The organism is Aeromonas lacus (assembly GCF_000764665.1).
Taxonomy (GTDB): domain Bacteria; phylum Pseudomonadota; class Gammaproteobacteria; order Enterobacterales; family Aeromonadaceae; genus Aeromonas; species Aeromonas lacus.
The window spans coordinates 44,524-57,719 of sequence record NZ_JRGM01000138.1 but is presented as its reverse complement, the minus strand read 5'-3'; the positions used below and the strand labels follow the sequence as shown (position 1 = coordinate 57,719).

At 57.8% G+C, this 13,196-nt stretch carries 7 protein-coding genes; 6 read left to right on the top strand and 1 reads right to left on the bottom strand.

From position 1 onward, the window contains the following. Positions 1 to 54 precede the first annotated feature (54 nt). A complete protein-coding gene (locus tag LG31_RS0113105) occupies positions 55 to 1,053 on the bottom strand; it encodes a DUF2860 family protein (protein ID WP_033114910.1) in 999 nt (332 codons plus the stop codon). Between the two features lie 197 nt (positions 1,054 to 1,250). On the opposite strand from LG31_RS0113105, the gene arcB reads away from it, so the two are divergent. The 6 genes from arcB (at position 1,251) to LG31_RS0113075 (ending at position 13,180) form a co-directional block, all read left to right on the top strand. After that, positions 1,251 to 3,563, top strand: coding sequence for an aerobic respiration two-component sensor histidine kinase ArcB (arcB, locus tag LG31_RS0113100; RefSeq protein ID WP_033114909.1), 2,313 nt, complete (start codon positions 1,251 to 1,253; stop codon positions 3,561 to 3,563). 33 nt (positions 3,564 to 3,596) lie between these two features. Beyond that, positions 3,597 to 4,961, top strand: coding sequence for a dGTPase (gene dgt / locus LG31_RS0113095; RefSeq protein WP_033114908.1), 1,365 nt, complete (start codon positions 3,597 to 3,599; stop codon positions 4,959 to 4,961). A gap of 314 nt (positions 4,962 to 5,275) precedes the next feature. Next, positions 5,276 to 5,479 (top strand): hypothetical protein, encoded by a 204-nt coding sequence (locus LG31_RS0113090; protein ID WP_033114907.1) that lies wholly within the window; start codon positions 5,276 to 5,278, stop codon positions 5,477 to 5,479. 236 nt (positions 5,480 to 5,715) lie between these two features. Next, the gene (locus tag LG31_RS0113085) at positions 5,716 to 9,954 is read left to right on the top strand and encodes an ATP-binding protein (protein WP_033114906.1); all 4,239 of its coding nucleotides are present in this window, start codon (positions 5,716 to 5,718) and stop codon (positions 9,952 to 9,954) included. Between the two features lie 31 nt (positions 9,955 to 9,985). Continuing rightward, positions 9,986 to 11,167, top strand: coding sequence for an EAL domain-containing response regulator (locus LG31_RS0113080; RefSeq protein ID WP_420796194.1), 1,182 nt, complete (start codon positions 9,986 to 9,988; stop codon positions 11,165 to 11,167). 39 nt (positions 11,168 to 11,206) lie between these two features. Further along, positions 11,207 to 13,180, top strand: coding sequence for a methyl-accepting chemotaxis protein (locus LG31_RS0113075; protein ID WP_033114904.1), 1,974 nt, complete (start codon positions 11,207 to 11,209; stop codon positions 13,178 to 13,180). Positions 13,181 to 13,196 lie beyond the last annotated feature (16 nt).

Genomic DNA, 13,196 nt, shown 5'->3' with positions numbered 1-13,196 from the left:
AGCAATGAGAAGGCCACCCATGGGGTGGCCTTTTTTATCACGGCTTTGCTGCTGTTAGAAGTTGTAGAGCAGGCCGGTGCTGACGCGGCTCGCTTCGGTATCGTAGAAGCCGATATCGGAGCTGGCGTTGGCGTAGGAGAGGGTAAAGGTCGCGCTGAGTGGTTTCACCCCGAACAGGCTATGCCAGAAGAAGGTGCCGTTGATGGCGAACTCGTCCGCATCGGCGCGCTGGCCGAAGATGGGGTTGGCTTCGTCATACTTGCGCTTGCCGGCATAGACGTTGCTGACGATGGACCACTGGGGGCCACGCTTGGCATAGGTCAGTTGCAGGCCGGTGTTTTCGAAGCTCTCGGCACTGCCATCGAGGTTGGCTTGCTTGTAGATCAGCGCAGGTTCCAGAGCCTGACCGTCGGCGAAGGTCCACTTGTAGGAGAGCTGCATGTCATACATCTTGCCATTGCGATCCAGCATGGAGGCGTAGTGAGTGCCATGGATCCGGTCATACTGCTGGCCGCTCTGCTCATCATCCATATCGATGCTGCGGGCGGTGATGCTGCCGTTGAAGTTGCTGCCCCAGATCTTGTCCCAGGCGAAACGCGCCCCTTTGGATTTCAGGTCGGTGGAGCTGCGATCCACGCCGGTGGCAAAAGGATCGCTCCACAGCTTGACCGGCATGGCGTTGAATACCAGCGAGGTAGCGACGATCCCCTTGTCGCCCATCTCCTGACGCAGACCGAACTGCTGAGTAAAGTCGAAGCGGATGGCATCCTGAATGAGGTTACCGAGGAAGATCTGGGTGCGGGTATCGGCAAAGGTATAGCGGATATCGGCGTTGATCAGCGGAGTCAGCTTGTTCTCGCTATCCGGTGAGCCCAGATCATTGATGCGACTGTGGTTGTCGTCGCCGGCATAGAAGTTGGACTTGTAGCTGGTGGCGCTGACGCCGCCCAACAGGAAGCCGGACCAACCGGACTGGCGCGGAATTTCGCCCAGATCGGCGTATGCAGCGTGGCTCGCAAGCAGGCCGAGACCCAGCAAGGTGAGATTGCGCATCAAAAGACTCCTGATATATCAAACTGTTGAGGTGTAAAGCCCGGGATGTTCGTGCTGCTGATGTCACCTTGGTATTGCCCGGGCGAGTGCAATGGTCACATATGATACAGGAATCTCCAATTATTGGCTTATCACACAAGAGTTAAGCGCGTTGTGCTGGTATTCTGTCCGGCGAATATCGGGGAGAAAACAACAAGATGAAGCAGATTAAATCCTGGGCGCAATATTACGTCGATCTGATGACCAAGCTGGGTCTGGTGCGTTTCAGCATGTTTCTGGCCACCGGCATCATAGTGCTGGCGGTCGCCATCCAGATGGGGGTCACCCTGTTTTTGCGGGGCAGCATCGATGTCATCGATTTCGTGCGCTCGGTGTTTTTTGGTCTGCTGGTCACGCCCTGGGCGGTCTATTTTCTCTCCATCGTGGTGGATCAGCTGGAGGATTCCCGCCAGCGGCTGAGCCGGATGGTGCGCAAGCTGCAGGATATGCGCGAGCGGGATCTCGAGCTCAACAACCAGCTGCAGGAGAACATCAGCCGCCTCAACAGCCAGATCGCCGAGACCAACCGGGCCGAGAGCCTGCGTCTGCAGGCCATCGAGGATCTGGAGAACGAGGTGTTCCAGCGGGAGAAAGCCCAGCTTCATCTGGGAGAGCGCACCGCTCTGCTGCGCTCCTTTATCGACTGCTCCCCCGATCTGGTTTACTACCGCAATGAGGATGAGCAGTTCTCCGGTTGCAACCGCGCCATGGAGGAGCTGACCGGCAAGGCGGAGAACGAGCTGATTGGCCTCACCCCGTTTGACGTCTACAAGCAGGAGATCGCCAACAAGGTGGTGGAGACCGACCGCCAGGTCTTTGCCAGCAACGAGCCGCTCACCTACGAGCAGTGGCTGGAGTACCCCGATGGTCGCAAGGCCTACTTCGAGCTGCGCAAGGTGCCCTTCTTCGACCGCTTCGGCAAGCGGCTCGGCTTGCTCGGTTTTGGCCGTGACATCACCGAGCGCAAGCAGTATCAGGACAAGCTGGAGAAGGCGAGCCGCGACAAGACCACCTTCATCTCCACCATTAGCCACGAGCTGCGTACCCCGCTCAATGGCATCGTGGGATTGAGCCGCATGCTGATGGATACCCCCCTCGACCCGAGCCAGCGCCAGCAGCTCAAGACCATTCACTTGAGTGCGGTCACCCTCGGCAACATCTTCAACGACATCATCGACCTGGACAAACTCGATCGGCGCCGGCTTGAGATCGCGCCAACCCGGATCGACCTGCCCGCGTTCCTCGACGAGCTGGAGACGCTGTCGCGTATTCAGGCGGAGCAGAAGGGGCTCTATCTGCACTTTGATCGCGATGGCGACATGCCGCAATTCGTGATGGCGGATGGTACCCGACTGCGTCAGGTGCTGTGGAATCTGGTGGGCAATGCGGTCAAGTTTACCGATGAGGGCGGCGTTACCGTGCGCTGCCTCTCCCATCCTGCCGACGAGCCGGGCAAGCTGGCGCTCCACTTTGAGGTGGAAGATACCGGCGTCGGCATTCCCCGCGCCCAGCAGGAGAAAATTTTCGCCATGTACTATCAGGTGCAGGGCAAGAAGCACGCTACCGGTACCGGTATCGGCCTCGCTGTGTCGCGCCAGCTGGTACAGGCCATGGGCGGTCAGCTCTACGTGGATAGCGAGCCGGGTGAGGGTTCCTGCTTTACCGCCGAGCTGGAGGTCGCCTGTGTCGAGCAGGTGTTGCCGGAGACGGAGGAGGAGATGCCTTCCCTCGACATCCTGCTGGTAGAGGATGTCGAGCTCAATGTGACGGTTGCCTGTGCCCTGCTGAACAAGCTCGGCCATCATGTCAAGGTGGCGCGCGATGGCGCCCAGGCGTTGGCGATGGCCAACCCGGATGATTTCGACCTTATCCTGCTCGATATCCAGCTGCCGGACATGACCGGGTTCGATGTGGCGGCAACCCTGCTCGAGCGCTACGGCGAAAGTTTGCCGCCCATGGTTGCCCTGACGGCCAATGTAACCGGTGATCGCCAGTACTATCTGGATCGCGGCATGCGCGATGTGATCAACAAGCCGCTCGGCTCGAAGGCGGTGCGCGAGGTGATTGGTCACCTGTTTGCCGATTTGGCCGACGACGAGGCGGACGAGCAGGCTGATGCGGTGGCTCAGGATGCGTTGCTGGATCTGCCTTTCCTTACCGACTATGCCGATACCGTGGGCAAGCCGGTACTGCTCTCCAGCGTCGAGCTGTTCGAGAAGATGATGCCCGACTACATGGCGGTGCTCGACTCCAACATGATCGCGCGGGATCAGGCTGGCGTGGTGGAGGAGGCGCACAAGATCAAGGGGGCGGCAGGCTCCATCGGCCTGCGTCGCCTGCAGCAGACGGCGCAACTGATCCAGAGCCCAGATCATCCCGCCTGGTGGGAGAATGTGGAAGACTGGATTGAGACGCTGCGCCGGGAATATCCGGGCGATATCGCCCGTCTGCGCCGCTGGTTGTTGTCTTGAATCTAATGGGAGCCGCGGGCAAGGAGCCACAGGATGTATAGCCGTTTGATCACCCCGGAGCGTATTCACCCCTGGGGGAATGAGGATCTGCTGGAGGCGACCGAGCTGGATCGCGCCCGCATAGTGCAGGCGGCACCGGTGCGCCGGTTGCAGCAGAAGACCCAGGTATTCCCGCTCGATGTGAAGGCCTCGGTACGCAGCCGCCTTACTCATTCGCTGGAGGTGCAGGAAACCGGCCGCCAGATCAGTCGCCGCATTCTGGCTGAATTGCCAGCCGGTGTGGTGTGCGAGGGGGCCTTTATCAACCTAGTGGAGATGTCCTGCCTCTTGCACGACGTGGGCAACCCGCCGTTCGGCCACTTCGGCGAGCAGGTGATGAGCCAGTGTCTCGGCGAGATGCTCGATTCCCTCTATCAGCAGTCACTGGCACAGCCCCCCTCGGCCCAGTGGGCGGAGCTGCGTCAGGATCTGCTGCTGTTTGACGGCAATGCCCAGAGCTTGCGGTTGGTACACAGCCTGCACGAGCTCAACCTGACGCTCGGCCAGCTGGGGGCGCTGTGCAAATACCCGCAGCAGCCGCAACCCGGCGTGAGTTACGGCCAGCATCATGGCTGGAGCAGCAAGCGCGGCATCTTCTTCAGTGAACAGCCTCTCTATCGCGCCCTCGGCCAGAGTCTGGAGCTGGCTCCCGGCTGCCGCCATCCGCTGGTCTACATCATGGAGGCGGCAGATGACATCTCCTACTGCATCGCTGATCTGGAGGATGCGGTAGATCGGCGCATTCTCACCCTGAACGAGCTGCTGGCTGCCCTCTGCAGCGCTGATGGCAGCGATTACATGACGACCCTGCTTGGCGATGCACAACGCTCCAGCTGGGGTTTCTTTCCCTATTTTCGTCACCAGTTGACCAGAGATCTGGTGGCGCTGGCGGCCAGCACCTATATCAGCGAGCATGAGGCGATCCTGCAGGGGAGCTATCCGCAGGCCCTGCTTCACGGTCAGGCTCCCGCGGCGCGGGTGCTCGATATCCTCAAGCAGGTTGCGCGGGCGCAGGTTTTCATGCGCCCTGAGGTGGAGGCGCTTGAACTGGAAGGCTACGCCGCCCTGCGTGGTGTGCTCGCTACCTACTCTTGCCTGCTGGCAATGCCGTCCGGGCAATTTTCCCGTCTGCTGGCGGGTGAGGGGGGGAGTGAACTCTTCTTCGCCCGGCGGCTCTATCACCGCCTGTCGGCGCGCCATATCAAGGCCTATCGGCTGGCGGTGGCCGTGCGGGACGATCGTTTTGTCTGCGAGCAGGAGCAGGAGTGGTACTACCGGGTGCGCCTGCTGCTCGACTATGTCAGCGGCATGACGGATACCTATGTGTTGGAAGAGTACCGGCTGCTCTCGGGGATCTGATGACCCAGACTCTCTTTCGGGCAGCATAAAATGCCGTAAAAACGTTTAAAAGGAGCCGCAAGAGGCTTGTGTTAAATTCGGAGTTTTTTTAGACTGCTGCAACCTGTTCAACTTTTACCCGGTAAGGAGACGAAAATGCACCATCAGATGCTAAATCTTGCATTCTCTCGCGGCACTGCGTGCGGCGTGAAATCTCGTGCTCTTTTACCGCGTGGCGTAAACAGGTAACCCCTGTCTTTTTATCACCCGCGGTTCGTCCCGCAGGGTGATATCCACTTTCTCCGGGAGAACCGCATGTTCAACTGGAGAATGTCATGTCTATCGAACTGGTTTTACTGCGTAGCGTCGAGTCTTTGGTACAAAAGCGGATCGCCAAGGTTGAGCGTCGTCTCGCCGTGATCAATCTCTCGCCTGCCCTGCTGAAAGATATCGGCCTGGAAGGGTATGAGGGGCAGATCTCCCATATCCGTGAGCGCGAGTATCAAACAGGCTTCCGGCTTGGAAATCGAATAACCTGATGTGGTGGGGCGTTGTTCCCCCCAATCTCTTTAACGTTGCAAAAAAATGACGTGACAGACCAAAATCTGTCACGTTTTTTGCATTAAAGAGGATTGTTTATTCACATTCAGCCAATATACCTCTATCCTCTTGGCCCCGTTTATAGCGGGCCTGTTTGTTTTCTCACCGGCTAGAGCCATTATCTAGAGGGTCGAGGATGAATCGTATTGGCCTCACTCATCAGGACAAATAGCTCATGTCTCGCGCTTGTCATCTCCTACTGATTTTTTGCTCACTGCTTCTGTTGAGTTGGCACGTTACTGCGGAGTCATCGCCCGAAGAGGAACAAAGAGCGATTGATGAGCAGGGCTTCTCTCAGGAGCTGGTGGTGGGTGTCCCCCGTGGTGGCTATCCCCCCTTTATCTACGAGGTGCCATCGAAACAGTACGCTGGTCCGCTCAAGGAGCTGGCCCTGCGGATTGCCGCCGAGATGGGATTATCGCTGCGTTGCGTATCCTTTAACTCTTATATCGAAGCTCAGGAAGCGCTGAAGAAGGGGGAGGTTGATGCGCTGGTCGGGGTAGAGCTTGATGCTTTACCGGTGGAGGGGGTGAACCATATCGGTCACCTCGGCTCTTATGGCCGCGCTATCCTGATGCAACATCCCAACCAGCGGTTAACGATCGAGCAAGCAAAAAAAATGCGCTGGGTTTGTATCCGCGGGTTTGGCAGTTGCCGTGAGCTGGCATCGCTGGGAATGCCCAACGTGACCCAGGTCGAGAGCCGTGATGAGGCAACCTATATGGTCAAGCTGGGTCTGGCTGATGGTTATCTGGCGCTGGGACCTATTCTGGTGCGCGAGCTGCAGCGCCTCCCTGACACCATGGGGATTGCGACTCCTCGCTGGTTGAGCAGCAGCGCCCTGACGATTGCGACAAGCGCAAATAATAGTGAGCTGACTGAGCGGATCTGGCAGGCATATCAGAGGATCCCGGTGACCGATTCCCGTCTGCGCCTGGCCGAGGGGGATCGCCGGTTCAAGGTCGATCTGCTGCTGGAGCCTGCCGAGATGGCATGGCTAAAACAGAAAAAAGTGATCCGGTTTGCCGTAGCTCCCTCCTTTTCCGGTATCAGCGAGATCGACGAAGAGGGGAGGTTGCACGGGTATGCTGCTGACCTGATGAAGCTTATCAGCCTGCGCTCCGGTGTTCGGTTTGAGCTGGTACCGACCCGTACCTGGCAAGAGTCCATCGAGCTATTGCAATCTCACAAGGTAGATTTGATCCCTTTGATGACTCCCCTGAAGGAGCGGCGGGAGTTCGCCTCCTTTACTTCCTCTTACCTCAAGTTTGACAGCTACATTGTTGCCAGGATCGGTGCTCGCAGCTTGAAATCTCTGGCCGATTTAAAGGGGCGTCAGATCGGGGGGGTAACCGGTTCCTACGAGGCATCGTTGATTCGCAACTTTGGCGGGAAGATTGTTGAGGTTGGACGCGATGAAGATCTTCTGAAGTTGCTCGACTCGGGCAAGGTCGATTATGTACTGCTGACCATGACCAACCTTGGCCAGCAGGCGATGAAAGGATTCAACGAGAAGTACCAGGTTGTGCTGGGGAGCCCCGAATTTTCGGTGCCGATCAGTATGGCGGTCGATATCGCACAGCCCGAACTGACCAGGATTATGGACAAGTTGCTGCAGACCATTACCGATGAAGAGTGGCAGCTGTTCGATCGCCGCTGGCTCAACATCTCGGTCAATATGGCGGTGGACAATAGCCCTCTGTACAAATGGCTTGCATTTGCCGTAGCGGCTCTTGGCACCTCGGGTCTGCTGGTGTTGCTGTGGGCGCGCAGCCTGCGCCGTCAGATTGCCCAGCGCAAGGTTGCGGAAAGCAAGCTGAATGAGCAGCTCTCTTTTGTGCAGACACTGCTCAACTCCTTGCCGACCATGGTGGCACTCCGTGACAACGAGCAGCGTATCACCCTTTGCAATCAAGCCTACCGCGAGACCTTTTTCATCGAGCATGATGGGCTACAGCGAGACGATCTCGCGCATATGCCCGAGCCGGTTCGTCGCCAGATGGTGCAGGAAGAGCGAGCCGTCTGGCAGAGCGGTCGCAAGCTGGAGGGGGCGGGTAACAGTGTGCGGTCCGATGGTTCACCGTTTCATGTTATGTACGCCAAACTCCCCTATCGTGACTCGGCAGGCAAGATGCTTGGTGTATTGACCGTGCTCACCGATGTTAGCCAGATCAAGGATGCGGAGGAGCGGGCGCGCAAGGCTGAAACCCGCCTGACCCAGATTACCGACAGTATGCCGGGCATTGTCTATCAGTATCTGTGGCAGGGGCCGGGCAAGGGACGTTTTCTCTATGCCTCCCAGGGGGCTCGCGAGATCCTCGGGGTCAGCCATCAGGAGCTTTTTGCTGCCGACTCGGGAGGAGAGATCTTCGGGTTTACCGAGGAGGCGTTGCAGGACTTTGTCAGCAAGGTGGCCAATCATGCCGAGACTCTGGCCCCGCTTGATCTGGAGGTCAAGGTCGAGCGGCCGGAGGGGGATCGCTATCTGCAGGTACGCGGCAGCTTCGTGCGTCAGGAACAACAGGAGCTAATCCTCAACGGGGTGATCCAGGACATTACGGCACTCAAGCTGCAGGAGTATCAGTTGCGCGAGGCGCAAGCCTATGCCGAGCAGGCCATGCAGGCGCGTAGCCGTTTCCTCGCTACCATGAGCCATGAGTTGAGGACCCCCATCTCCGGTATGCACGGCATGCTGGAGCTATTGCAGATGAGCGAGCTGAATGACGATCAGCGCTACATGGTGCGCAATGTCGTTACTTCAACCAACAACCTGCTCTATCTGGTTAATGACATCCTCGACTTTTCCAAGATAGAGGCCGGCCAGTTGCGATTGCATTATCAGGTCTGTCGCTTGCAATCAGTTATTTGTGACGCGATCCGTGGCCATGCGACGCTCGCGCATAGCAAGGGGTTGCAGGTGGTGCTGGAGTGGGGTCAAACCGTGCCCGATCAGGCCGAGATGGATGGTGTCAGAGTCGGGCAGGTTATCTCCAACCTGCTCAACAATGCAGTCAAGTTTACCGAGCAGGGGAGCATCACTCTTGCTGTTAACTACCTCGACGGGTTGTTGAGCATTATGGTCGCCGATACCGGTATCGGGATTGCCGAAGAGAAGCAGGCTCTACTTTTCACTCCTTTTGAGCAGGTGGAATCAGACATCAATCGCCGCTTCGGGGGGACAGGGCTGGGGCTGGCCATCTGCGATCAGCTGGTGCGAAAAATGGGGGGCAACCTGCATTTGGCCAGCAAGCCGGGTGAGGGGGCGAGTTTTACCTTCACCGTACCGCAGCAGAAGCCACAATGGGATCTGCCAGCTTTGGCAGGGAGCGAGTGGTGGTATTTCAGCAACGATCCGGTGCTGGAGATTGCCATGGGACGTCTTGGCGCCAAGCTCAAACCCCTTGATGCATCGAGCTTCAGCGATGATTTGCAGGGATTGCTGCTGGCAGACGAACTTTGGCTGGAGCAGACGCTGGGGCCCGAGTGGCAAAGCTGGCTTCAACAAAGGGCTCTCAAAGGGATCATTGTGTCTCCCCGCGAGGCGCTCCGCGGGCGTCTCGGTGCTGCTCACTGGTGGCGGTTGGGACTCTCCCCTCTCTATCCGGATCTGCTGCTGGAGAGTTGCAACGAATTGCTCAATGAGCAGGTTACCCCCATGCTCACGGCTCTCGGGGAGAAGCTGGGAGGGAGGGTGCTGGTGGCCGACGATCATCCGGTCAACCGGGCTCTGCTGGCCAGACAGCTCGCCATTCTCGGGATAGAGGCACAGGTGGTTGAGGATGGCGAGAAGGCGTTGCGGGCATGGCAGGGGCAGGATTTCTCTCTGCTGCTGACCGATTGTCATATGCCGATGATGGATGGCTATAGTCTGGCCAGAACGCTGCGATCCCAAGGTGTGACCGCGCCCATAATCGGGGTAACGGCTGATACTTCGGAAGAGGCGAGTGCCCGCATGACCGAGGCAGGCATGAGTGACATGTTGTTCAAGCCATATCCCCTCGAGACCCTGCGTCAACTATTGGCACACTGGCTGACTGACGTGGCTACAGTCTCAACAGAAGAACCCGCAGAACAGCAGCAAATCGCCGAGCAGGCGGAACGCTGGCAAGGGCTCTTTGGTGATGAGGAGGCTGCTCGGGCGATGGCAAAAGAATATCTCGATTCTAACCGTCAGGATGGCAAGGATATGATGGTGGCACTGACTTGCCACGATACTCAGGCGCTGGTAGAAACTGCCCACCGTATCAAGGGGGCCGCACGTATGGTGGGGCTGCAAGAGCTGGCCGCCCTGGCCGCCAGACTCGAATCGGCCGCACGATTGAAGCAGACGGAGGAGCTGGAAGAGTTGGTTTGCGGGGTACAGGTATTGATGAACGCAATCTCCCACGAAATTGGATTATGGCTCGATGAATAACGTACAAAACGTACACGATGAATTGGTCATCATGGTTGTCGAGGACCATGCGTTTCAACGCAAGGCCCTGATGCACCAGATCCGTGACCTGGGTTATCACCAGTTGCTGGAAGCTCGTGATGGGCAGGAGGCACTTGAGCTGTGCCAGCGTCACTCGGTTGATATCCTTTTTTGTGACCTGCGCATGCCCGGCATGGATGGAATGGCTCTGTTGCGCCGCCTCTCCCTGGGAGGATTCAGCGGAGGCATCATTCTCTCCAGTGCATTGGAGGATGACGTCGTGGAAGCGGTTTTGCGGATGAGTACTGCTTATGGTTTGCAGGTGCTGGGACGTATCGAAAAACCATCGACCAAGCAACAGCTAAAGGTGTTGATTGAGTCGTGGTCTCCTCGTCAGGAGCTGGCCCAAAAAGAGGATGGGCATCGGCTTGGGCTGGATGAACTGCGACGCGCGCTGGATGAAGATCAAATTGTCCCCTGGTATCAACCGAAGGTCAGCTTTGCCACCGGCGAATGGGTGGGGATGGAGGCTCTGGCTCGCTGGCAGCACCCGGAATATGGTCTGATCTCTCCGGGCCGCTTCATTCCGCTGGCAGAAAACAACGGGCTCATCGATCAACTGACCGAGATCATCATTAACAAGTCGCTGCGCGATGGTCATCTCTGGGAGGAGACCGGTCTCTCCCTCAATCTGTCGATGAATCTTTCGACTACTTCGCTGATTGAGGGGGATCTCTGCAACTCCCTGATTGCGCAATGTCAGCGCTGGAGCATCAATCCCGAATTGATCACCCTGGAAGTGACCGAGAGCTCCTTCGTGCAGGATGTGGGCAAGTCGCTGGAGGTGTTGACCAGACTGCGGATGCATGGATTCGGTCTCTCTATCGATGATTTCGGCACCGGCTACTCGTCGATGCAGCAGTTGGCTCTGCTGCCTTTTACCGAGTTGAAGCTGGATCGATCCTTCGTCGATCGCTGCTATGCAGATCCATCCCGCTTGGCCATTATCGAGTCCAGTATTGAGCTTGCCCGCAAGCTGGGGCTTAAATCGGTGGCGGAAGGGGTCGAGGATGAGTTGACCTGGCAACAGTTGGCAAAACTTGGATGTGACGTGTGTCAGGGCTTTTTCTCTGCCAGACCGATGCCGCGCAGTGAATTGCAGAAGTGGCACCGCTCCTGGCAGGAGAGATTGCCTACACTTATATCGATCTGATTCTTTTGGCCTGCGGGCCTCATCTGAACAAGGATGTTCATGAAAATCTCACACAAGCTTCTGATCAGCTTCGGATTTATCAATCTTCTGATCGCCCTCTCCTCTGCGCTGGTCTACTACCGGCTAAACCAGATCAATCAATCCCAGCAGACGCTGCTGGCGCAGGCGCTGCCGGCTCTGCAGCGGGATGAGGCTAGCCAGAAAGCACTGGTGGCGACTGTCTCGGCATTGCGTGGTTATCTCATCCTCGGCAAGGATCCCGCCCAAGCAGCGAGATTGAAGCTGGAGTGGGAGGGGGCCTGGCAGGTTATTACAAGCCAGCAGTTTGATGTGGCGTTGGTGCAGTCACTCAAGAGTTTCAAGAGCAGTCAGGAAAAGGTGTGGGCCATTGCCCACACAGAGGAGAATCTGCCAGCACATACCTTGATGTTGCAGGAGGCCGGGCCGCTTGCCGAAGCTGCGCTCGATCAGCTGCAATCTTTCGCCAATGAAGAGGTGGCGACCCCTCAGGATCAGCTATCGGGAGATCGCCGCATGCTGCTCAAGCAGGTGGGTGATGCTTACAACAGCTTGTCCAATGCGCTCTCCGCCCTGCGAGATTTTCTTATTTCCGGTGATCCAGAATATCGCAGCAAATATGAGGATTATTACAAGTTCCATCAGCAACGGGTGGCGGAGCTCAAGCAGCAGTCCAGTCTTTTTTCCGAAACCGAGCGCAGCCTCTGGCAGTTGTTTGAGGAGATGGGAACCCCCTTTTCGGAGCTGGTGGGCCAAGTCATCAGCAAGCGGCAAGCACCGGATTGGGATCAGGCCAACTATCTGATGGCAAAAGAGATTGAGCCGATGCAGGAGATCCTCTACGAGCGGCTGGCCAAACAGGTAGGGGAGACCCGCAGCAAAGTGACTGCAATCTCAGGAGAGATGACCCAAGCTGGCCACTCCATCAGTCGCACTCTGTTGCTGGCAACGGGGAGTTCCATCGTGCTTGGCATGCTGGTGGCATGGCTCTTCAGTCGTCGTTTGACTCGTGACATCTCCAGTCTGGTTGTGCGGGCAGGCGAGGTCGCCGACGGCAAGCTGGCTGCCAACCCCTTACCCATCTTGAGTCAGGATGAGCTGGGCGGTTTGACCGGCTCCATCAACCGGATGTCGGCCCAGCTACGCAGTTTGGTGAGCGAGCTGCAGGGGGCGGTGGGACAGGTAGACGTCGCCTGTCAGGATGTAGGCAGCACAACTCAGGCGATAGTGACTGATTTGACCGCGCAGGATATTCGGGTAAAAGCGGTCGCCAGCGCGATCGAGCAGATGTCGGTCAGTACGAAAGAGGTTGCGGGCAATATTGCCAATGCAGCCGATAGTGCCCATCAGGTGCAGCAACAAACCCGGCAGGGACAGAATGCATTGGCACGGATGACAGATGCCATGCAGCAGATCGCCGCCATGATTGGGCAAGCCAATCACGCAATGGGATTGCTTGAGAAGCAGAGCGAGCAGGTCGGGCAGATCACCGAAGTAATTGCCACCATTGCCGAGCAGACCAACTTGCTGGCCCTCAATGCGGCAATAGAAGCGGCGCGGGCTGGTGATCAGGGGCGCGGTTTTGCCGTGGTCGCCGATGAGGTGCGTCAGCTGGCAACCCGCACTCACCAGTCAACCGCCGAAATCAGCCAGACAATTAGCGCTATTTCCCAGCAAACCCGCCAGACCGTCACCACGGTGAGCGGTGGCACCCAGCTGGTCGAGCAGGGGCGTGATGCAGTCGGGTTGGTAACCGAGACGTTGAATGCGATGAACCAACTGGTGCAGGAGCTATCCGGCCAGCTGGAGGCCATCGCAACGGCGACCGAGCAACAATCCAAGGTCGCCGCCGAAGTGGCTGGAACGGTAGAGGATATTGCCGATCTGAGCCGCCAATCCTGTCAGCAGAGCCAGCAGGGTGAGGGCATAGTCGCCCGTCTGGCGGGTGATACCGGCAAGCTGACGGCAGTGATCGCCCGTTTCGAGCTGGAGTGACGGGTGGGCAGGGGAT